The sequence below is a fragment of the Chryseobacterium sp. CBSDS_008 genome, from assembly GCF_049959325.1.
GTDB lineage: Bacteria > Bacteroidota > Bacteroidia > Flavobacteriales > Weeksellaceae > Chryseobacterium.
The window spans coordinates 2,256,118-2,276,412 of record NZ_CP188202.1 but is presented as its reverse complement, the minus strand read 5'-3'; the positions used below and the strand labels follow the sequence as shown (position 1 = coordinate 2,276,412).

General features: G+C 36.2%; 23 protein-coding genes. 9 read left to right on the top strand and 14 right to left on the bottom strand.

Going from position 1 to position 20,295, the window contains the following annotated elements; translation table 11 throughout:
* The 6 genes from ACP3T3_RS10210 to ACP3T3_RS10185 all read right to left on the bottom strand — a co-directional run bounded on the left by ACP3T3_RS10210 (window position 1) and on the right by ACP3T3_RS10185 (window position 4,315).
* Window positions 1-504, bottom strand: coding sequence for an SRPBCC family protein (locus ACP3T3_RS10210; RefSeq protein ID WP_426479764.1), 504 nt, complete (start codon window positions 502-504; stop codon window positions 1-3).
* A gap of 37 nt (window positions 505-541) precedes the next feature.
* The gene (locus ACP3T3_RS10205; RefSeq protein WP_426479763.1) at window positions 542-862 is read right to left on the bottom strand and encodes an ArsR/SmtB family transcription factor; all 321 of its coding nucleotides are present in this window, start codon (window positions 860-862) and stop codon (window positions 542-544) included.
* 150 nt (window positions 863-1,012) lie between these two features.
* On the bottom strand, window positions 1,013-1,213 hold the full coding sequence (locus ACP3T3_RS10200) for a YqaE/Pmp3 family membrane protein (protein WP_426479762.1): 201 nt from the start codon (window positions 1,211-1,213) through the stop codon (window positions 1,013-1,015).
* 26 nt (window positions 1,214-1,239) lie between these two features.
* Window positions 1,240-1,623 carry a tetratricopeptide repeat protein gene (locus ACP3T3_RS10195; RefSeq protein ID WP_426479761.1) on the bottom strand — a complete coding sequence of 128 codons (384 nt, stop codon included), beginning with the start codon at window positions 1,621-1,623 and terminating at the stop codon, window positions 1,240-1,242.
* 101 nt (window positions 1,624-1,724) lie between these two features.
* Window positions 1,725-2,144, bottom strand: a complete 420-nt coding sequence (locus ACP3T3_RS10190; RefSeq protein WP_426479760.1) for a DUF1801 domain-containing protein — start codon at window positions 2,142-2,144, stop codon at window positions 1,725-1,727.
* Between the two features lie 134 nt (window positions 2,145-2,278).
* Complete coding sequence (locus ACP3T3_RS10185; protein ID WP_426479759.1) at window positions 2,279-4,315, bottom strand: M3 family metallopeptidase; 2,037 nt, start codon at window positions 4,313-4,315, stop codon at window positions 2,279-2,281.
* 213 nt (window positions 4,316-4,528) lie between these two features.
* On the opposite strand from ACP3T3_RS10185, the gene ACP3T3_RS10180 reads away from it, so the two are divergent.
* The 5 genes from ACP3T3_RS10180 to rimM all read left to right on the top strand — a co-directional run bounded on the left by ACP3T3_RS10180 (window position 4,529) and on the right by rimM (window position 7,585).
* Complete coding sequence (locus tag ACP3T3_RS10180; protein WP_426479758.1) at window positions 4,529-5,059, top strand: SRPBCC family protein; 531 nt, start codon at window positions 4,529-4,531, stop codon at window positions 5,057-5,059.
* 165 nt (window positions 5,060-5,224) lie between these two features.
* Complete coding sequence (locus ACP3T3_RS10175) at window positions 5,225-5,674, top strand: hypothetical protein (protein WP_426479757.1); 450 nt, start codon at window positions 5,225-5,227, stop codon at window positions 5,672-5,674.
* Between the two features lie 96 nt (window positions 5,675-5,770).
* Complete coding sequence (locus ACP3T3_RS10170; protein WP_426479756.1) at window positions 5,771-6,280, top strand: nitroreductase family protein; 510 nt, start codon at window positions 5,771-5,773, stop codon at window positions 6,278-6,280.
* Between the two features lie 181 nt (window positions 6,281-6,461).
* Window positions 6,462-7,028, top strand: coding sequence for a 30S ribosomal protein S16 (locus ACP3T3_RS10165; RefSeq protein WP_426479755.1), 567 nt, complete (start codon window positions 6,462-6,464; stop codon window positions 7,026-7,028).
* Window positions 7,029-7,042: 14 nt separating this feature from the next.
* Window positions 7,043-7,585 carry a ribosome maturation factor RimM gene (gene rimM, locus ACP3T3_RS10160; protein WP_426479754.1) on the top strand — a complete coding sequence of 181 codons (543 nt, stop codon included), beginning with the start codon at window positions 7,043-7,045 and terminating at the stop codon, window positions 7,583-7,585.
* 63 nt (window positions 7,586-7,648) lie between these two features.
* Here rimM and ACP3T3_RS10155 read toward each other — a convergent pair whose 3' ends face one another.
* The 6 genes from ACP3T3_RS10155 to ACP3T3_RS10130 form a co-directional block, all read right to left on the bottom strand.
* Window positions 7,649-9,301 carry a serine hydrolase domain-containing protein gene (locus ACP3T3_RS10155; RefSeq protein WP_426479753.1) on the bottom strand — a complete coding sequence of 551 codons (1,653 nt, stop codon included), beginning with the start codon at window positions 9,299-9,301 and terminating at the stop codon, window positions 7,649-7,651.
* A gap of 99 nt (window positions 9,302-9,400) precedes the next feature.
* Window positions 9,401-10,315, bottom strand: a complete 915-nt coding sequence (locus ACP3T3_RS10150; protein WP_426479752.1) for a helix-turn-helix domain-containing protein — start codon at window positions 10,313-10,315, stop codon at window positions 9,401-9,403.
* Between the two features lie 168 nt (window positions 10,316-10,483).
* The gene (locus tag ACP3T3_RS10145) at window positions 10,484-10,615 is read right to left on the bottom strand and encodes a hypothetical protein (protein ID WP_426479751.1); all 132 of its coding nucleotides are present in this window, start codon (window positions 10,613-10,615) and stop codon (window positions 10,484-10,486) included.
* A gap of 2 nt (window positions 10,616-10,617) precedes the next feature.
* The gene (locus tag ACP3T3_RS10140; RefSeq protein ID WP_426479963.1) at window positions 10,618-11,460 is read right to left on the bottom strand and encodes an IS3 family transposase; all 843 of its coding nucleotides are present in this window, start codon (window positions 11,458-11,460) and stop codon (window positions 10,618-10,620) included.
* Window positions 11,448-11,975 carry a helix-turn-helix domain-containing protein gene (locus ACP3T3_RS10135; protein ID WP_426477658.1) on the bottom strand — a complete coding sequence of 176 codons (528 nt, stop codon included), beginning with the start codon at window positions 11,973-11,975 and terminating at the stop codon, window positions 11,448-11,450. The genes ACP3T3_RS10140 and ACP3T3_RS10135 overlap by 13 nt, the downstream gene beginning before the upstream one ends.
* Before the next feature lie 21 nt (window positions 11,976-11,996).
* Window positions 11,997-12,755 (bottom strand): SDR family oxidoreductase, encoded by a 759-nt coding sequence (locus ACP3T3_RS10130; protein ID WP_426479750.1) that lies wholly within the window; start codon window positions 12,753-12,755, stop codon window positions 11,997-11,999.
* 22 nt (window positions 12,756-12,777) lie between these two features.
* Between ACP3T3_RS10130 and ACP3T3_RS10125 the strand changes: the two genes are divergently transcribed.
* Window positions 12,778-12,924 (top strand): hypothetical protein, encoded by a 147-nt coding sequence (locus ACP3T3_RS10125; RefSeq protein WP_426479749.1) that lies wholly within the window; start codon window positions 12,778-12,780, stop codon window positions 12,922-12,924.
* Between the two features lie 78 nt (window positions 12,925-13,002).
* Here ACP3T3_RS10125 and ACP3T3_RS10120 read toward each other — a convergent pair whose 3' ends face one another.
* Window positions 13,003-13,809: a helix-turn-helix transcriptional regulator gene (locus tag ACP3T3_RS10120; RefSeq protein WP_426479748.1), complete on the bottom strand. Its 807-nt coding sequence runs from the start codon at window positions 13,807-13,809 to the stop codon at window positions 13,003-13,005.
* Between the two features lie 470 nt (window positions 13,810-14,279).
* Between ACP3T3_RS10120 and ACP3T3_RS10115 the strand changes: the two genes are divergently transcribed.
* The 3 genes from ACP3T3_RS10115 to rpoN all read left to right on the top strand — a co-directional run bounded on the left by ACP3T3_RS10115 (window position 14,280) and on the right by rpoN (window position 19,847).
* Window positions 14,280-16,022 (top strand): helix-turn-helix domain-containing protein, encoded by a 1,743-nt coding sequence (locus tag ACP3T3_RS10115; RefSeq protein WP_426479747.1) that lies wholly within the window; start codon window positions 14,280-14,282, stop codon window positions 16,020-16,022.
* Window positions 16,023-16,774: 752 nt separating this feature from the next.
* Window positions 16,775-18,223: an asparagine--tRNA ligase gene (asnS, locus tag ACP3T3_RS10110; protein ID WP_426479746.1), complete on the top strand. Its 1,449-nt coding sequence runs from the start codon at window positions 16,775-16,777 to the stop codon at window positions 18,221-18,223.
* Window positions 18,224-18,383: 160 nt separating this feature from the next.
* Window positions 18,384-19,847 (top strand): RNA polymerase factor sigma-54, encoded by a 1,464-nt coding sequence (rpoN, locus tag ACP3T3_RS10105; protein WP_426479745.1) that lies wholly within the window; start codon window positions 18,384-18,386, stop codon window positions 19,845-19,847.
* Between the two features lie 64 nt (window positions 19,848-19,911).
* Here rpoN and ACP3T3_RS10100 read toward each other — a convergent pair whose 3' ends face one another.
* Complete coding sequence (locus ACP3T3_RS10100; RefSeq protein ID WP_426479744.1) at window positions 19,912-20,283, bottom strand: hypothetical protein; 372 nt, start codon at window positions 20,281-20,283, stop codon at window positions 19,912-19,914.
* Window positions 20,284-20,295: the final 12 nt, after the last annotated feature.

Sequence of the window (20,295 nt, the reverse complement as noted above, 5' to 3'; positions counted from 1 at the left end):
TTATGGTTTTAATGTTAGCAATAATTCGTCAAGTTTTTCAAGTGTCGCCATCATTCCCTGTTCCATACCCATTTCCAGAATGGTTTCCAGATCAGTTAAGGATTGATAGGTGACAATAGTTTCTACAAGGGTATTTTCATTTTTATCTGTGAAAGTAACTACCCATTCTGCCTGAGGTAAATCTGTATTGATTTCTCCTTTTTCATTACAAAATGCATCACTGGAAGTATAAGAATCAACAGGATTGATCTTGTGGTATCCGACCCATCCCCAGTATTCTGTTCCGTTGGGCTCTACCATAGCATAATGCCAGTGTCCGCCTTCACGAAATTCCATGGATTTTGTTTTTGTGGTCAGTGGTTTCGGGGCAAACCAGCGGTCAAGAAGCTCACTCTTTGTGTAACAGTCCCAAACCATTTGTCGGTCGGCCATAAATTCACGTCTGATCGTTAGCGTGTTCTTTTCCTTGTCTGCAAGAAAATCGAACTGAAGATGATGTTTCATAATAATATTTTTATAGTTGTTTTGATTAATGTTACATTTATTTCTGCTGGCTTTTCAATGTTACCAGTAACGTATCAAGCTGCTCGAAACGGCTTTCCCATATTTTTCTGAACTGTTCCAGCCACTGATCTATTTCCTTCATTTTATCAATTTCTAAAAAATAATAAATTTCTCTTCCCTGATGATTTTGGGTAACCAATTCACATTCAGTCAGGATTTTCAGATGTTTGGAAACGGCCTGTCTTGTAGTGTCAAAGTGCTCAGCTATTGCATTGGGTGTCATCGCCTGTACTGCTATCAGTGCAATAATAGCCCGGCGTGTAGGATCTGCAACTGCCTGAAAAATATCTCTTCTCATACGCATCAATTTTTATATGAAACCATATGGTTGCAAATATATGTGCAACTTTTCGGTTTCGCAACTTTTTTTTGAAAAATTTTTGAAATAAGAAATTATAGATAGGTAAGTGTTGTGTAATCAGTTGTTTATACTGGATCTGGCTACGGTTTATTTTTTGTTTTCCCGCATTGCTTTGATCAGTCTGTTATTTCGTTTATCTGCTCTTTCGTTATTTAAAGAAAGGACAGCCCATATGGCAGCAGGAAGCCATCCGATCAGGGTGATCTGTAAAATCAGGCAGATTATCCCGGTGAAAATTTTTCCACGGACGATGAAAGATAAGAAAGGAAGTAAAATGGCTAATAACATGATTTTAAGTTTTAATTGAACTGGCTTTAATGAGATTGAGGATCGAAATATGCTTTAAAAGTAAGAGGATCCTCCACTTTATCCTCAGCTTCTTCAAGATATTCCAAATACTCTTCCTGATGTTTTTCCATATAAATAAGCACAATCGCAAGGTTTACAAACAGATTTTTGTCTTTAGAACCCAAATGTAATGCCTTCTTTAGGTACTCCAGTGCTTTTTCATTTTCCCCCATGTCAGAATACACAGCACCAATGTTAATTAAAGCCGATGTGTTTTCAGGCTCGATAAGTAAAATCTCTTCCAGTTCTCGGATTAATAGATCATTTAAAGTATCCCAGTGATCTTCATTTTCCCATCTTTTAGCCTGAAGTTTTTTTATGTTTTCTAATCTTAGTGTTATCGTGCTCATTAATTTAAATTACAGAATGGATGATTGCTTTATATTATATATGGTACAAATTTAACTTTCTTAGAATAGATATATTATTTTTTTTAAAGTTTAAAAGAACTTTATTCTTTAAGTCCATCCAGTATGGCTGCTTTCAGTATGTCAGTATTGATATCTTTCATAGATTTGAATTTAATACAATATCCTGTTACGCTGGCTCTTCCTATTGTATCTCCATAAGTTTTTGATAAGTGGGTTTTATCATTGATATTCATGACATAGATCGAAATTCCGGTGGTATTGGCGCTCATCCCAATCTGGTAAAAGTCTCTGGTTTTTCCGCCAGTGTATTCCATCGTATACGATCCATATCCGATATTGGGATTGGACACCGTTTTATTTTCACTGTCTTTCCCGTCGGAAAACCACAGCTGGCAATCCGGCATGAGCTTAAGAATGATTTGTTGGAGCTCATGCATGTCATGACGTTTGGATTCAGGCTGGCTGTTGATATAGTCTTGGATTTGTTCTTGAATGGTCATTGGAATCAAATGGATTGGTTATTTGATCGGTTAATTTACAAATTTCTCAAAGGCATTTATAAAACAAAAAAGAACAGCAACTGCTGTTCTTTTTATATTGTATTTTCCTAATCTCTTCAATCAGTTTTTATCGCTTATCCAAATGCTCTTTTCAGTAAGCTTTCCACTTTCGGCTCACTGCCTCTGAAATTCTTGTAAAGCTCCATTGGATCTTTTGTTCCGCCTGAAGAAAGCAATACTTTATATCTGGCTGCAATCTCAGGGTTGAAGATCCCGTTTTCTTTGAAATACTGGAAAGCATCGGCATCCAGAACTTCCGCCCATTTATAGGAATAATATCCTGCAGAATATCCGCCCTGGAAAATATGCGAGAAACTTGGACTCATCGCCGTTTCGGAATTAGAAGGATAAAGGCTTGTGGCTTTTGTATATTTATCTTCAAATTCTTTCACGCTCTCATTTTCCAATTCTCCCACTTTTGTGTGGTAGTTCATATCCAGAAGTCCGAAACCTAATTGTCTTAAGGTTTGATATCCTTCCATGAAGTTTTTAGACTGCTCTATTTTTTCAATTTTTTCGTCAGGAAGTACTTCTCCGGTTTTATAATGCTTTGCAAACGTTTTTAAAAACTCCGGCTCATAGCAGAAGTTTTCCAGGAACTGTGATGGAAGTTCCACAAAATCCCATTTTACAGAAGTTCCGGAAAGGGTAGGATATTGAGTATCCGCCATTATTCCGTGAAGAGCGTGCCCGAATTCGTGGAATAAAGTAGTCACCTCCTGGAAAGTCAGTAGGCTAGGCGTATCTTTTGTCGGTTTGCTGAAGTTGCAGACAATTGAAATATGCGGACGGGAATTTTCCCCGTTTTGCTTGTACTGGTTTTTGTAGCTGGTCATCCATGCACCGGCTCTTTTCCCTTTTCTCGGGAAATAATCAACGTATAATAATGCCTTGTAGCTGCCAGCCTGAGCGGAGTCGAAGGCCTCTTTTACCTCGTACACTTTTACCTCTTCGTGGTATTTCGGAATGTCGTTTCTTTCTTCAAAAGTCAGCCCGAAAAGTTTCCCTGCCAGCCCGAATACAGCATCCTGTACCTGGTTTAACGGGAAATAAGGCTTCAGTTCTTCATCATTAAGATCGAATTTTGCTTTACGAAGCTTTTCAGCATAGTAGGCATGGTCGTAACCTTGCATTTCGTCAATTCCGTCAGCTTTTGCTAAAGACTTTAATTCTTCAATTTCTTTCTCAGCATAAGGTTTTGCTTTCGTTAAAAGTTCATTGAGAAAATCAAGAACTTTTACCGGAGACTTGGCCATTCTTTCTTCCAGCACGAAATCCGCATAGTTTTTATATCCTAAAAGTTCAGCTTTCTGCTGCTTTAAATTCAGAAGTTCTTTGATCAGATTCTGATTGTCAAATTCTCCACCGTCGAAAGACTTTTTACCATTGGCTAAAGCCAGTTCCTTTCTCAGTTCACGGTTTTCTGCATAGGTCATGAACGGAATATAGCTTGGATATTGTAAAGTTACTACCCAGCCGTCCAGGTTTCTTTCTTTGGCTTCTTCAGCATATTGATCGATGATGGCTTCAGGGATTCCTGCAAGATCTTCTTTATGGGTGATATGTTTAAAATAAGCATTGGTGGAAGCCAGTACATTTTGTCCGAACTGTAAAGATTTTAAAGAAAGGTCCATGCTGATTTTTTTTAATTTTTCTTTATCTTCCTCATTCAATAAAGCTCCGCTTCTTACAAAACCTTTGTAGGTTTCATTTAAAAGCATTTCCTGCTCTTCATTAAGATTATATTTTTCCTTTTCATCATATACTTTTTTGATTTTGTTGAAAAGGGCTTCGTTTTGAGAAATTTTTGAAGAATATTCCGTCAAGATCGGAGAAACTTCCTGGGCAATCTGCTGGATCTCATCACTGGTTTCTGCAGAATTTAAATTGAAAAAAATATTGGAAACCACATCCAGCTGTTCTCCCGAATAAGCCAATGCTTCAATTACATTTTCGAAAGTGGGAGCATCAGGATTGTTGACAATAGCATCAATTTCTGCTTCAGATTTCTGAATCAACTCTTTAAATGCTGGAAGATAATCTTCATTTTTAATGCCGTCGAACGGGGCCGAATGATATGGAGTGTTAAATTTTTCTGTTAAAATATTCATTTTTTGATCTTTTAGTCTAAGGTAAATTTAATGATTCATTAGGAATCACAGCTTAAATCCTCAAAAATAATGCCTCACCGGCAACTTGTGACAAAAATACCTTATCTTTAATTAATCTTGTCATATGCAAAGAGGGAGTGATGTGGGAATATTTAATTTTGAAAACAGATTTGAAAGTCATCATTAATATAAATAACCTTAAAAATATAAACTATGAAAACACTCTTAAAAATTATAGGTATTATCATTGTACTGATTCTTATCTATGCTGTAATTGCCTTACTGACTTTCAGTAAAGATTACCATTATGAAAAATCTATTGTTATCAATGCACCACAGGAAAAAGTATGGACTTACACTGGCAACCTGAAAGGATATAACCAGTGGGATCCTTTCTCCAGAGCGGATAAAAAAATTGTAATTACCTATTCGGGAGAAGGAGATAAGTTAGGCGATTCTTATCACTGGAAGGGTGATAAAAATGTAGGTGAAGGTGAGCAATCTATAACCGAGCTGATTCCCAATCAAAAAATGACTACAAAACTCCACTTTATAGAACCTTTTGAAGGAGATGCTAAAAGTAATATCGTTCTGACTCGTGAAGGTAATGGAACCAGAGTAACCTGGATGATAGATAATGAGCTGACTCCCATGATGAAGATGATGAAACCCATGATGGACGGTAATATGGATACAATGTTTGGTCAGGGTTTGGATAATCTTAAAAAATTAGCGGAAAAATAAAATGAAAGAAGCTGTCTCACAACTGAGACGGCTTTCTTTTATAATAAATTCTTATTATTTGAATTAAATCATATTTTTTTCTTCTACTTTTTGCAGACGTTATTTTATGTTAGCCCATTGAAATATTATTCTAAAATATTATCTTTATATTAAAGAATAGATTCTATGGAGAAGATTGTATTTGAAAAAAGTGATATCAGAGACTTTGTAAAAACTACTATCGCAGAGAAAATTGAAAAGCTTAAAAACTTTATCGAATTTACCCTGGAAGCCAGCCGTGACATCAAAAAAACTCCAAAATATGACAGCATGAGAGAAGAAATGCAGGAGGAAATTTATCAGATGCAGCGACAGCTGGGGGCTTTGAATGATCTTAAAATAAATATGGCAAAAGTCCTGAATACCGCTACGGAAAGGGTTCAGCTTGGCTCTCTGGTGATCACCAATAAAGCCAGGTTTTATATATCAGTGTCATTAGGGGAGTTCTTTTTTGAAGGAGACAGGTTCTATGCCATCTCTCCTGAAAGTCCCATGGCCAAAAAAATGATGGGCATGAAGGGCGGTGATGAATTTATCCTCAATAAAATCCATCAGAAGATTATAGAGGTTTTGTAAAAGTAAAAAGTGAATTTCATAGGTTTCCATTATCTGTCACTAGTCAAATAGTAAACTTCCTTCAACACGCTTTCATCTTTTTTGTAATTTTGTTACATGAATAAAGCATCCATCTTAAAAGAAATCATAGAGCAAAGAAGAAGTATTTTCCCGAAAGATTATACGGATACGGAAATATCTAAGGAAGTTTTGGAAGAGATTTTACATTCTGCCACATTGGCTCCTAACCATAAACGGACTAAACCCTGGCGTTTCAAAATATTCAAAGGGGAAGAAAAAGCACAGCTGGCTTCAGAAATGCAGGCAATCTATAAAGCAACAACACCCGAACAGCTTTTCCTAGAGAAAAAATACAACGATATTGGTTTTAAAATCAATAAAGCTAATGCTGTAGTTTCCATCGTTGTCAATTTCAGCGGAATGGTTCCTGAATGGGAAGAGATAGCAGCTACCTCCATGGCCGTTCAGAATATGTATCTTACCTGCACAGCAAATAATATCGGGTGTTACTGGAGTTCTCCTAAAATCGTAGATGAGCTGAAAGAATCTCTTGTTATTGAAGAAAACCAGAAATGTCTGGGATTTTTCTATATGGGAACCGTATAGTATTTTTAATGTAACAATCTGAAAATTTACCAATGTAACAATAGTGTAAAAACAAATCAAATATTGTTACACTGCTAGATTGATAAATTGTTATATTTATTAATTGTTCAATTAGAATTTTTGTGTATCTTTGCACTCTTAAATATTTAACTGGGACGAGTTCCCATAAAATTCAAACATTATGTCAGTAAAAATCAGATTACAAAGACACGGTAAAAAAGGAAAGCCTTTTTTCCACATCGTGGTTGCAGATTCTAGAGCGAGAAGAGATGGTAGATTCATCGAGAAACTAGGAACTTACAACCCAATTACTAACCCGGCAACTATCGAATTGAACGTTGATTCTGCTGTACAGTGGTTAAACAACGGTGCTCAGCCTACTGATACTGCTAGAGCTATTTTATCTTACAAAGGTGCTCTTTACAAAAAACACTTACAAGGTGGTGTAGCTAAAGGTGCTTTTGACGAAGCTGAAGCTGAAAAAAGATTCAATGCTTGGGTAGAAGCTAAAGATTCTAAAGTACAAGGTAAAGTAGACGGTTTGGCAACTGCTAAAGCTGATGCTAAGAAAGCTGCTCTAGATGCTGAAGTAAAAGTAAACGAAGCTAGAATTGCTGCTGCTGCACAAGTAGAAGCTGATGCTAAAGCTGCTGAAGAAGCTGCAAATGCACCTGCTGAAGAAGTTGTTGCTGAAGCTGCAGAAGGAGAAGCTCCTGCTGCTGAAACTGAAGAAAACACTGAAGCTTAAGAACAAACCCTGTTATGCGTAAAGAAGATTGCTATTTTTTAGGAAAAATCACACGCAGACACGGACTTGCGGGTAACGTAATCCTTAAATTGGATACCGATCAACCCGAGCTTTACAATAAATTGGAATCAATATTCGTTGAAATCAACGGGTTATTGGTTCCATTTTTTATTGAAAAATCATCATGGAGCAAACTTGATGCTCTGAATCTTGCATTCAAAAACTCTTCCGAGGCTATGATAGACCAGGTGCTGGGTAAAAGTGTTTACCTTCCGCTTGCTTCTCTGCCAAAACTTTCAGGAAAACAATTTTATTACCACGAAATCATCGGATTTGAAATTTTTGACCAACATGATAACAACTGTGGAGTGATCAGATCCGTAAACGATCAGACGGCACAGGTGTATTTCATTACCAACCTGGATGGAAAAGAAGTGGTTATTCCTATGATCAAAGACTGGATTCTTGAAGTTGACAGGGAAGAAAGAATAATCAAAATGGAACTTCCTGAAGGTCTTATTGATGTATTCCTTGTTCCATCCAAGAAAGACGAATAATTTTTGCAATAAGCAATAAGCAATTACTATCCTTTCTCATTTTTCTACATTACTCATTACTGATTATTCATTACTCATACTCAAGGCTGGTAAAAGATAATCCTGTACTATTTTTTCAGATTGCTGGTGTGCATAAGGTTTATTGTAAGCTTGTGCTGTAATCACTATGACAACTGGTATTTCGGTGAAGATAATGATTTTGTTTCCTCCATTTCCACTGGATTGGAAAGCTTCATAACGGTTGTTTCCCACCGTATAAACCTTTCTCCAGAATAAATATCCATATCCTTCAAAATCAGGGTTATCTGTGAAATAGCTGGTGAAAGATTTCTTAATCCAGTCCCGGGTCAATATAGTTTTTCCATCCCATATGCCGTTATTTTTATAGAGCTGCCCGAATTTTGCAAAATCAAGCGCTTTCATCCGTAATCCCCCTGCCAGGGAAGGCTTTTGCTGTGGTGTAAACTGCCATTTGAAGTTGGTAATTCCAAGAGGATGAAATAGTTTTTGATCGGCATATTTCTCCAAACCCTGTGGAACTTTTTTATCCAGAATATCTCCGGTTAATACAACTCCGGCAGTGAAATAACTCCAGTTTTTCCCTATTGTATTCTCTGTCATGGGCAGATCCAATATAAACTTGATCCAGTTTTCGGTCGGGTACATATTTTCCTCATTTCCGGGAGATTCAGAATCCTCATCGTTCCCGTCAAATCCTGAGCTCATAGTCAGTAAGTTTTTTATGGTGACATTATCTTTTTGAGCAGAATAATTTTTAAACTGCTTCAGATCATAAAATTCACTCAGTTTCTGGTTTTCGTTTTTTAAATATCCTTCTTTGATGGCAATCCCCGTTAAAGCTGAAGAAAAAGATTTTCCTACTGATCGCGTGTCTTGTAAAGAATCTCTTCCGGATCCGTTGAAATATTCTTCAAGAAGAAGTTTTCCATCTTTTATCATCACAATTCCGGTAATATTTTTAAACCTGTTTTCTGCAATTTTCTTATTCAGATTTCTGATGGTTTCTGTATTGATTTTTTCCTGAGAAACCTTCCATCCGCTATTGGACTGGATGGGCTGAATGGCGATTTGCTGCTCTGTAATATTTTGAGCAGGAACCGTAAGATTGATTTGTCCTTCTGCAATGACAGGCCCTGTTTTAATTGTGGAAGTATTGAGATAAGGCCGGATTTCAATTTTTAAAATGTGATGTCCAGCTGTAAGTGCATCAATTCCGTCATGAGCCATATAAAAACGCATCCATAAATACCTTCCCCATGAATCTTCATTCTTACTGCTGAGAAGAGGAATCCGTAATGTAGTTTTGAATTTTTTTTGGTCCGGAGTGCCTGCTCCCGTATTAAGATTTTCTTTATAGATCAGCTTTCCGTCTACATAAAATGAAAATTGATAATTTCCTTTTTTAATCAATTCATCAGCAGTCCAGCTGGGTTCAAGCTGATGAAGATCGTTGACCAGAGAATTGTCAAAGAAAGCATGAATCCCAAGATCTCCGTTTTCCTGAAATACCGAAGAACTGAGAAAGTCTGAATCTTTCAAATTTTCCAACGCTGTATTTTGGGTTAGAAAAACAATTTTCCCGGAATATTTTTTCTGAATTGGATTCTCAGTTTTCTCGGCATCGATGATATTTTTACTTTGCCCCTGATACAAATAAAAGATACAAATAAAGATCAATAATAGGATAGATTTCATCTCAAGAGGTATTTAAGCAAAAATAATAAACTTCTCTCGAGGAAAATAGAATGAAATTAACATCATCTTTTATTTTAATAAATCATTTCAAAACGTATCTTAATTGAAAAGTTTTCTGAATTCTCCTGGTGACTGATTGGTTTTCTGTTTAAAGAGTTTGTTGAAAGACTGCGGATGTTCAAATCCCAGTTCATAAGCAATTTCACTCACAGATAAGCTCGTGGTGCTCAGACGTTCCTTGGCCACATCAATTAATTTATTCTGAATATGCTGCTGGGTGTTTTGCTGGGTATGAAGCCGTAAAAGTGTTCCCAGATAATTGGGAGAAATATTCATCTGTTCGGCAATAGTTTTTACCGATGGAATGCCGTTTTCAAGAAGATTTCCACTTTCAAAATATTGGGAAAGGATGTCCTCAAATTTATACAGCAATTCATGACTAAACTTTTTTCTGGTGAAAAACTGACGTTCATAAAAACGGTCAGAGTAAACCAGTAATAATTCAATCTGGGCAATGATCAGCTCCTGTGTGAATCTGTCAGTATTGGTCTGATATTCCCGTTCAATATTTTTAAAAATATCAACAAGAATTTTCTCTTCTTTATCAGAAAGGAAAAGCGCCTCTTTCACCTGATAACTGAAAAAATCATACGATTTTATCTTTCGGGTTAATGAAGTATTCCACAGAAAATCAGGGTGAATCAGCAATAAAAATCCGGTAGGCTCTACTTCTACATCCGGATTGATTTCGAGACTTAAATACTGTTGGGGTGAAACAAAACACAATACCCCTGAATCGAAATCATACTGCTGCCGGCCATAATTAAACTTTGGGCTGACATTCTTTTTCAGGCCAATGGAGTAAAAATTCTGGATCCATTTCAATTCTTCATTTTCTACAACATACCGGACTTTGCTGTAATCTATCAGGCTGATCAGCGGATGCTCAGGATTGGGCAGGCTGCAGAAGGCATGAAAATCTGAAATAGAATTAAAACGAACGGGCTGTTTCATAAAAGCTAAATTAGTTGTTTTTACAAAAAGTATAACACATTGATTTAAAAAGTCTTCGACTCTGATCAGGCTGACTTCTCTAAAAACTTTATATTTAGTTCATGTATATAAATTAAACATGGAGTAGTAGGCATGTCATCCTGAGCGGAGTCAAAGGATAGTATCAAATTAAATCGCCGTAGAAACAGTAAGACTTTCCCATTTCTCAGCGTCTTTCTTTAAAATATCAATCTTATTATTCAGAAATTCCACCGTTCCTACACCCAATAGCAAATAGACTGCACCCAAAAGTTTAGACAAAATTAAACAATATTATTATATGAAAGAGTTCGGTACTGTACCGGGCTCTTTCCTTTTAGATTAAGTCTTATCCTGTCGTTATTGTAGTAATTGATATACTTCTTTATTTCTTTTTTGAGCTCATCAATGGTTTTAAATTTCTTAGTATAGAACATTTCAGATTTTAAAGTTCCAAAGAAGTTTTCTATTACCGCATTATCCAGGCAGTTTCCTTTGCGGGACATACTTTGGATAATGCCTTTTTCTTTTAACAGCTGCTGATAGGCCTTCATCTGATATTGCCAGCCTTGATCAGAGTGGATGATGAGGTTTTCAGTATTCTTAATTTTTCTGAGCCCTTTTTTGAGCATATTCACAACCTGCGTAAAGACAGGTCTTTCCGAGAGATCGTAACTGATAATCTCGCCATTGTAAAGGTCAATTATCGGCGAAAGGTACAATTTACTGCCCGAGACATTAAATTCTGTCACATCAGTGGCCCATTTTCTGTTTGGCTGATCTGCCTTAAAGTTCCTCTTCAGAATATTTGGCGCTATCCTGCCTTGCTCTCCCCGGTAAGATTTGTATTTTTTAACCCTAACGATACTTTTCAATCCCAGGGTCTTCATCAGTCTTAAGACCGTTTTATGATTAATTACAATTCCTTGTTGATTCATAATCAAGGTAATACGACGATATCCAAACCGACCCTTATGCCTATGATAAATTTGTTTTATCAAAGTTTTTACTTCTCCATATTTATCCTTTTTATCAAGAGCTTTCTGATGGTAATAGAAACTGCTTCTGGCCATACCTGTACAATCCAGCAGGAGCGACAGGTCATATTTTCGCCTTAATCCTTCGATGGCCTCTGCTTGTTCTTTTTGAGAGTTAAGGCGTCTAACTTTTTTAGAAAATCAATTTCAGCTCGCAGTCTTTCATTTTCCAGTAAAAGTTCTTCTTCTCTGGTCAATGGCTTATCCGACTTTCTTTTCTTACGTTTGTAATCACTCATAATCCTGGGTCTTCCTTTGGGGGTATTCTTTAACCCTAAAATACCACTTTTTTCGTAATCCCTCTGCCAGCTCAATACTGTAGACTGAGCTGCGATATCGAATCGGATACATGCTTCCCTTTGTGAGATACCTTCTGTTTCGATGGCTTTTAAAACTTTAATCTTGAAATCCAGGGAGTAGCTTCTGTTTTTTCTAGGTTGTAGTCCTGAGATTCCGTACTTGTTATAAAATCCAAGCCATTTGCGAAGATTAGATTCATTAAAACTCTTTTCTAATGCAATTGATTTTATGGAACGATGGGAACCTAAATGAAGTTCAATACATTCCAATTTGAAATCAATACTAAATTTTTCTTTCTTATACATAAAAATGCCCCTAAAAAGCGTCTAACTTTTTGGGGGCAGTCCAAAATGAACTGGTGGATTTTTCTCTTTACTGATCTGAATCAGAACATCAGCTGCTTTTTCAGGGTCATTAGGTTGATTTCCATTGATTTCATTAAGGTGTGCCTGTTCAGAATTTCTTGCGGCTTCATAAGCCTGAATAGGATTGGAAGGTGTTTTCACCGAATCTTTAGTTAAAAAATCTGTACGGAAATATCCCGGATAAACAACGGTAGCATGCACTCCGAAATCTTTTACTTCTTCAGCCAGTGCTTCTGTAAATCCGGCAACAGCAAATTTTGTAGAACAGTAGATTCCCCAGCCTGGAAAATTGGCTGAATATCCGCCAACAGAAGAAATATTGAAGATGTGTCCGGATCTTTGCTCACGAAGATATGGCATGGCGTTTCTGATCACATTCAACGTTCCGAAAACGTTCACCGCATAATTTTCTCTTGCTTCTTCATCGGTAAGTTCTTCCAGCGTTCCGATTTGGCCATAACCTGCATTGTTGACCACTACATCAATTCGTCCGAAATGTTTCACTGTTTTTGCGATGGCAGATTTAATGTCGTTATTATCTGTAATGTTGACGCTGAGCGGAAGGAAGTCTTCCGAAGTTTCTCCGATGGTAGAGATCAGGGATTCAACGGTACGGCTTGTAGCAGCAACCTGAAATCCCTCGGACAGTAATTTTTTTACCAACTCGAATCCTAAGCCTTTTGAAGCTCCTGTCACGAACCATACTTTTTTTGTTTCCATTTTTAAATATTTTTTTGTTTAAATGATGGTACAAAGATGGAAACTTACGAAAGGGGAAATGTATCCAAATCGGGGAATGATGTATCCAAATCGTGAATGGTATTATTTCAGGAGTGTCATTCTGAATGGAGTGAAATGTAATGAAGAATCTCAAACAATTGATAAGTAATAAGATTCTTCGTTCGTCACGATTACAAAAGTGGAATAATTTGACTTTCAGGACAGTCTTTCTGAATTCGGCCAGATTCTAATGATTTTTCAAAAGCTTCCTGTATTTCAGAGGCGTAATTCCTATATTTTCTTTGAAACAACGGATGAAATGACTCTGATCTGAAAAACCGCATTCCAAAGCGATATCCGTTAAAGAACAGGATAAAGTGAGAAGCTCAAGAGATTTGTTGAGTTTTAATTTTCTTAGGTATTCACCCAAATTACAATGGAAATATTTATGAAAATCTCTGCTGAGATGAATAGGGTGGATGTTCAGTGTTTTGGAAAGTTCCGTAAGGCTGAGACTCTCCGTAAAACTTTCATGCAAAATTTCACTGATCTGACCTACCCACAAAGGTTTTCTTTCTATACTTTCCTTCTGATGGGTTAATTGACTGAAAAGATGTAATAATAACTGATTGACAGCTATTTCAAAAGATAACTCATTGGTTTTGGCTTCCTTGAACATCTGATAAATCAGTAGTTTTAAAGTGGGATCTTGTATATTAAAACTGCCTTCCACTTTATTTTTCTGAATATCAAACCGGTCAAACCAGCTTTGCGAAAGTTCGATGTGAAAACCTCTTGTAAAAACATTCGGTTTAATATTGTAATGCGGATCTTCCCAATGATGATACAATAATGTTCCCGCAGAGCAATCATACGTTTCTTTTCTGTTTCCTTCTGTCATATTGCCTTGCAGAAGAAAAGTGAAATATGCATTTTCATGATAATGCCAGTCTACATAAGGATGCGTATACTCCGTGTCGGTGATGGTCAATCCTTCTAAATTGACTAATTGATTGGTGTCTCCAAAATATTCGCCGTTACGAAGCGTATTCATGATAAATTGTGTTTTAACCGGTCAATCTGTTCATACATTTTATTAAAAAACATTTTCCTTTCGCGGTTTCCGGATTCATTCAGTGATCTGGAATTCTTGATCTGATGCTCAAAATAGCTCAGAGAATCTTCACATGTCATTTTATCATTGGTCATCATATATCCGAACATGCTGAAAGGTACAAAAAAAGAACACTGCTCTTGATTTTTAAATAAAATAGCGTTGTTTAAAATGACTAAATCATTCACATAGATCTGAAAATTAGTTTTTTCCAGAATTATATTCTATTGTAAACTCATGAAACAGGCTTAAGAATTGATCGTGATTCAGCAAATTCCTCCAGACATAAAACTTGAAACGGACATAATCAACATTAATTGTAATCAAATTATTCCCATCCACAGAAAAAAATAAAAGGATTGGTACATCTACTGAAGAAAAATAATATTTTTGTAATATAGCCATGATGAATGATGAAAATAAAATATTTACTGCTGTTATTGATTATTGGAAATGTGCTTTCTTATGCACAGCCCAATAATATAGAAAAAAATACTCCGGAAAAAAAGACCTATGAGGCATTGGAGAAAGAATTCTACAGCAGCCGTGCCGGAAATGTGAACAGTAAAAGTATTGCAGATAATTATCTTAAAAAGGCAAAATCTGACAAAAATGCCGTTCGGATTGCTGAAGGATATGTCATGTCTCATTTTGTCGAAAGCTTACCCAATGCATTACAATATCTCGACAGCTTACAGCATATTACCAAAAATTCTAAAGAAAATATCTATCCGGCCAGAACTTATCTCTTAAGAGGAAATCTTTATTTCAATGCAGGTAATCTTCAGGCAGCACTGGACAATTATATCCTGGGTCTTAAATATGCAAAAGAAAAAGACAACAAAAGGCAGATGGCCATGGCAGATATCAGTATTGCTTCCCTGAATAACAATATCGGAATGTATGACGAAACAGCCAGAACATTCAGATACTATCTGTACAATGCCGCTTATATACCGGAGGATGAGCGGAATCATATCAGACTTCAGCTAGCGGATGCTTACATAGAAATCAATAAAATGGATTCTGCCTATGCATTGATTCAGGAAGGCCTGCAGATTGCCAAAAAAGACAAAAATGATTACGCTTATTATCAGGGATTGGGATTAATGGGATATTATCATTTGCATTCAAAAAAATACCAGCTTGCTGTTGATCATTTATTGGAATGTAAAAAATTCTTCTTTACCACAGAAAATGCGAATAAGAGAAATGAAAACTATACGCTGGTCAACTTAGGGAAATCCTATGCCGGACTTCAGCAAACTGATAAAGCGATAGAATGTTTTATGAAAATTGACTCGATGGTTCTGAAAACAAATTGCGTTTTTCCCGAACTCAGAGATGTCTATAAGTATCTCATTGATCACTACAAAGCTAATAATGACAAAGAAAAGCAACTTTACTTTACAGAGCGATTTCTAAAAGTGGATCAAGTACTGGATTCTCAATTTATGTATATTTCCAGAGAGCTTCCGAGAAGATATAATGCACCGAAACTGGTACAGGAAAAAGAATCCGTTACCCATGAGCTCCAAAAGAGAAAGAACCTTTTTTATATTGTTCTCAGTCTGCTGCTGATATCACACCTGTTATTCATCAACGTTTATTTTAAATATAAAAAGTCAGAAAAGAATTATAAAAAGATTGCGCAGGACCTGATTCTGTCTGTTAATGAAAAAAGGTTCGGAAAAGAAAATAAATCTCAAATAGAAAAAGAAACCTTTTCTGAACCTCTTCCGATAGAAAATACAGGAAATTCTGAAGACAGAACATCCAGAACGGTTTCTGAAGATATTGCCCAGACTATTTTAAAAGAACTTGAAATATTTGAAAACAAAGACCAGTTTTTGAATAAGGGAATTACATTGGGAAGCCTTGCCAAAAAAATAAAAACAAACTCCAAATATCTGTCGGAAATTATCAATACCTACAAAGGAAAAAACTTTGCTACCTATCTTAATGATCTCCGTATAGATTATGCCATCAGCAGACTGGCCAATGACAGAAAATTCAGGTCTTATAAGATTCCGTTTATCGCTGAAGAATTAGGATATAATAACGAACAGGCCTTCACTTTAGCCTTCAAAAAACGAACCGGAACACCTCTTTCTGTCTATCTGAAAGAAATCGAAAATATGTCTTCGAAATAGATTAATTTATTGATTTACATGTGATTGTTGTTTATAAATTCATGATTTTAGGTATATAAATTTATGAATCTATAAAGCATTCCCTTGTGTCGTTATTTCACTTCCTGCATCTTTGCTTCAGGTAAAAACACAATATTTTTATTTTGTATGTGCACAGTACAAGATAACAGTTCCAGACTGTTGATTTATTAAAATCCCAATCAGGAATTGTATAACAAAATTATTAACGAAACTGGTCACAGTGAGAAAAGACAACCAGTAAAAAACAACATGTAAGAATGAAGCAATTGTTCAGAATTTAGAGATGTAAAGTGTAGTGATCATTTTAAAAATCATTAAACAGTATAAAATCCGGGGAATCCGCCACAAAGTTTAAAAGTATAGTATAGTTTAAAATGGAGGTGTGACCCGTAGTTTACCATAAGGTATCACTTAAAAACTAATAACCATTTCAGTAAAACCAATTCCATGAAAGCTCAGAGTAAAATAAAATTTTATTCTTTTTAAAAGTGATAGTGTAGTGTGTTTACTCCGGGTCAATTCGGATTTATATTGAGGTTCAGGGTAATATTGAGTGGAAATGTATCCTTGATAATGAAGAAGGCTCAGCAGCAGACAAAAGGTAAATTTTCTGAACTGAAAGTTTAAATGCTTGTTAAATGATTTTTAAAGACGGCGCAACCATCAAGTTGCGCTGTTTTTTTGTAACTTTGCAGACATTAATTTTTATATAAAAAATTTATCATCAACAAATGAAAAAGCAAACGATCAAAGAAATCCTGAAGGATTACAAGAAAGTATTACATCATGACATTACAGTTTACGGATGGGTAAGATCATTCCGTGCTAATCGCTTTATTGCACTTAATGATGGTTCTACGATTAATAATTTGCAGATAGTTGTTGATTTCGAAAATTTTGATGAAGCTATTATCAAGAATATCAGTACAGCTTCATCCCTGAAAGTAGTAGGTGAAGTGGTGGAAAGCCAGGGAGCAGGACAGTCTGTGGAAATCATTGCGAAAAAGATCATTATTTTAGGAGATAACTTTACAGAAGAACTTCAGAGTACAATTCTTCAGCCTAAAAAACACAGTCTGGAAAAGCTTCGTGAGCAGGCACACTTAAGATTCAGAACCAACCTGTTCGGAGCCGTGTTCAGAGTGCGTCATGCAGTAAGCTTTGCCGTTCACTCGTTCTTCAACCAGAACCAGTTTTTCTATATCAACACACCGGTTATTACAGGAGCAGATGCGGAAGGAGCAGGTGAGATGTTTGGAGTAACAAACTTTGACCTGAACAACATGCCGAAAACGGAAGAAGGAGAAATTGATTTTGCACAGGATTTCTTCGGTAAAAAAACAAACCTTACGGTTTCAGGACAATTGGAAGGAGAAACTGCAGCCATGGGATTGGGAAGAATCTACACTTTCGGGCCTACTTTCCGTGCTGAAAATTCCAATACCACAAGACACCTTGCGGAGTTCTGGATGATTGAGCCGGAAGTGGCATTCAACAATCTTGAAGACAATATCGACCTAGCGGAAGATTTCCTGAAATATGTGATCCAGTACGTATTGGATAACTGTAAAGATGATCTTGATTTCTTAGACAAGCGTTTTGAAGAAGAACAAAAAACAAAACCAGAAAAAGAAAGAGCAAAAGAAGGTCTTATCGAAAAACTTCAGAATGTTGTGGCTAAGCGTTTCAAACGTGTAAGCTACACAGAAGCTATCGAAATCTTATTGAATTCTAAAGAAAATAAAAAAGGAAAATTTGCTTACCCGGTTGAAAAATGGGGAACTGATCTTCAGTCTGAGCATGAAAGATATCTTGTTGAAAAACATTTTGAAAGCCCGGTTGTTTTATTTGACTATCCGAAGGAAATCAAAGCTTTCTATATGAAACTGAACGATGACAACAAAACCGTTGCTGCTATGGATGTTCTTTTCCCTGGTATCGGTGAGATCATTGGTGGATCTGAAAGAGAAGCCAGATTGGACGTTCTGAAGCAGAAAATGGCAGATATGCATGTGGATGAGCACGAGCTTTGGTGGTATCTTGATACCAGAAAATTTGGTTCTGTGCCGCATGCAGGCTTTGGTTTAGGATTGGAAAGATTAGTTCTTTTCGTAACGGGAATGACGAATATCAGAGATGTAATTCCTTTCCCTAGGACGCCGAAAAGCGCTGAATTCTAGAACAATAAAAAAAGCCTTAATCAGAAGTTAAGGCTTTTTTTATTCTCTAATAGTTTATTATATCGGCATAAGTAATGCAAAAATCATGCTAAATGTGTTTTTTATCAAATAAATTTATTAAATTCGTAGAATATGTTATGTTAAAACGCCAATAAAGAATATGCTTAAACAACACTTACAACTCAAATTAGGACAGAAGCTGGCCCCTCAGCAGATCCAGTTGATGAAGCTTATTCAGCTTCATACTCTTGAATTTGAAGAGGAGTTGGAGAGAGAGTTAGAAGAAAACCCAGCTTTGGAAATTGCGAAAGAAGATTCTAAGGAAGATGAATATTCTTCTCTTGAAGACGCTTATCAGGATGAGGGTACGGAAAGCATTGAAACAGATTTCGACGTCAATGAATATATCTATGACGACGAGCCAAGCTATAAAACCGCGTCCAGCAACTACTCTCCGGATGATGAAGAATTTGATAACGAGAGTCTTTTAACAGAAGGGCAGTCCTTATATGATTATCTTACAGAGCAGATTCACCTGGTGAATATCAGTGATGAAGATCTGAAGATTGCAGAATACCTTATCGGAAATTTAGATACAGACGGATACCTGAGAAGAGAAATCAAATCTATTGTTGATGATCTGGCTTTCTCACAGGGAATTTACACCACCAAAGAAAGGGTTGAAGATATCCTTGAAAATTATGTTCAGAAACTGGATCCGCCCGGAGTGGGAGCAAGAGGGCTCCAGGAGTGCCTGTTGTTGCAGATTGAAAAGAAAGTAAGCTCTGATAAAGCGGTTTCTCTGGCAGCAAATATTTTGAGGCATCAGTTTGAAGCTTTAACAAATAAGCACTATAACAAGATCATTCAGAAATATGATATTGAAGAAGATGATCTGAAAGATGCCCTGGATGAAATCTCAAAATTATCTCCTAAAGTTGGAGGAAATTTTGACACTCAGACTATTACCATCAATCAGGAAATTATCCCGGATTTTGTGATTCAGGTGAAAGACGGCCAGGTAATTCCTATGCTGAACAGTAAAAATGCACCAACTTTAAGGGTTTCTGAAGAATATAAAGACATTCTGACAACATATTCCCATGATAAAAATTCATCAGAACACAAGCAGGCTGCGTTATTCATCAAACAAAAGCTGGATGCTGCAAAATGGTATATAGATGCAATTAACCAGCGTCAGAATACTTTATTACAGACAATCAATGCTATTGTAAAATTCCAGAAGGATTATTTTATCACGGGAGACGAAAAGTCATTGAAACCAATGATCTTAAAAGATGTTGCTGATATTACAGGATTTGATATCTCTACGATTTCAAGGGTGGTAAAAAGTAAATATGCCGATACTCCTAACGGTATTATTTATCTTAAAGACCTGTTTTCAGACAGTTTAACGAATGACGATGGAGAGGAAGTTTCTACCAAAGAAATCAAAACCCACCTTCAGGAAGTGATCAGTAAAGAAAATAAAAGAAAACCGCTTACCGATGATGCATTAGTGGTCATTCTGAAAGAACAGGGGTATAATATTGCCCGAAGAACGATTGCTAAATATCGTGAACAGCTCAATATTCCTGTCGCAAGATTAAGAAAAGAACTTTAACAGATAATACTAAAAGGTGAATAGATAGCTATTCACCTTTTTTATTTAAACTGATTGGATATCTCTAAGAAATCAGGAATACATTGTCACTTATCTTTTTGAACAGACTGAATGTATTGATCTGTTTTCCATATTCTTTGCTTTCCCAATATACTTTTCCGTCTTTATAATCATTCATCAATACAAAAATTCCTCCATTGATCTTTAAGAAAGCAATAGCAGGGAAACTGATTTCTTCAATATCTTCCCATTCATCAAGCCTTATCACCATTGCTTCAATATCAAAATCATTCTGTAGTATATTGTAAAAGCTAAAGAAGTTATAATCTTCCAGCGGCAGAGGATAATCTTTTATTTTTCCTGCCTTTTTATGCTGCTGTACAAATTTCTTCAGCAAAAAGTTGAAAGACAGTAAATAATCATATTTTGCAATCATAAATGCTGACGG

Bases quoted from the DNA above. Each gene is read 5' to 3' on its own strand.
- ACP3T3_RS10210 (WP_426479764.1), bottom strand. From the start codon at position 504: ATGAAACATCATCTTCAGTTCGATTTTCTTGCAGACAAGGAAAAGAAC.
- ACP3T3_RS10205 (WP_426479763.1), bottom strand. From the start codon at position 862: ATGAGAAGAGATATTTTTCAGGCAGTTGCAGATCCTACACGCCGGGCT.
- ACP3T3_RS10200 (WP_426479762.1), bottom strand. From the start codon at position 1,213: ATGTTATTAGCCATTTTACTTCCTTTCTTATCTTTCATCGTCCGTGGA.
- ACP3T3_RS10195 (WP_426479761.1), bottom strand. From the start codon at position 1,623: ATGAGCACGATAACACTAAGATTAGAAAACATAAAAAAACTTCAGGCT.
- ACP3T3_RS10190 (WP_426479760.1), bottom strand. From the start codon at position 2,144: ATGACCATTCAAGAACAAATCCAAGACTATATCAACAGCCAGCCTGAA.
- ACP3T3_RS10185 (WP_426479759.1), bottom strand. From the start codon at position 4,315: ATGAATATTTTAACAGAAAAATTTAACACTCCATATCATTCGGCCCCG.
- ACP3T3_RS10180 (WP_426479758.1), top strand. From the start codon at position 4,529: ATGAAAACACTCTTAAAAATTATAGGTATTATCATTGTACTGATTCTT.
- ACP3T3_RS10175 (WP_426479757.1), top strand. From the start codon at position 5,225: ATGGAGAAGATTGTATTTGAAAAAAGTGATATCAGAGACTTTGTAAAA.
- ACP3T3_RS10170 (WP_426479756.1), top strand. From the start codon at position 5,771: ATGAATAAAGCATCCATCTTAAAAGAAATCATAGAGCAAAGAAGAAGT.
- ACP3T3_RS10165 (WP_426479755.1), top strand. From the start codon at position 6,462: ATGTCAGTAAAAATCAGATTACAAAGACACGGTAAAAAAGGAAAGCCT.
- rimM (WP_426479754.1), top strand. From the start codon at position 7,043: ATGCGTAAAGAAGATTGCTATTTTTTAGGAAAAATCACACGCAGACAC.
- ACP3T3_RS10155 (WP_426479753.1), bottom strand. From the start codon at position 9,301: ATGAAATCTATCCTATTATTGATCTTTATTTGTATCTTTTATTTGTAT.
- ACP3T3_RS10150 (WP_426479752.1), bottom strand. From the start codon at position 10,315: ATGAAACAGCCCGTTCGTTTTAATTCTATTTCAGATTTTCATGCCTTC.
- ACP3T3_RS10135 (WP_426477658.1), bottom strand. From the start codon at position 11,975: ATGTATAAGAAAGAAAAATTTAGTATTGATTTCAAATTGGAATGTATT.
- ACP3T3_RS10130 (WP_426479750.1), bottom strand. From the start codon at position 12,755: ATGGAAACAAAAAAAGTATGGTTCGTGACAGGAGCTTCAAAAGGCTTA.
- ACP3T3_RS10125 (WP_426479749.1), top strand. From the start codon at position 12,778: ATGATGGTACAAAGATGGAAACTTACGAAAGGGGAAATGTATCCAAAT.
- ACP3T3_RS10120 (WP_426479748.1), bottom strand. From the start codon at position 13,809: ATGAATACGCTTCGTAACGGCGAATATTTTGGAGACACCAATCAATTA.
- ACP3T3_RS10115 (WP_426479747.1), top strand. From the start codon at position 14,280: ATGATGAAAATAAAATATTTACTGCTGTTATTGATTATTGGAAATGTG.
- asnS (WP_426479746.1), top strand. From the start codon at position 16,775: ATGAAAAAGCAAACGATCAAAGAAATCCTGAAGGATTACAAGAAAGTA.
- rpoN (WP_426479745.1), top strand. From the start codon at position 18,384: ATGCTTAAACAACACTTACAACTCAAATTAGGACAGAAGCTGGCCCCT.
- ACP3T3_RS10100 (WP_426479744.1), bottom strand. From the start codon at position 20,283: ATGATTGCAAAATATGATTATTTACTGTCTTTCAACTTTTTGCTGAAG.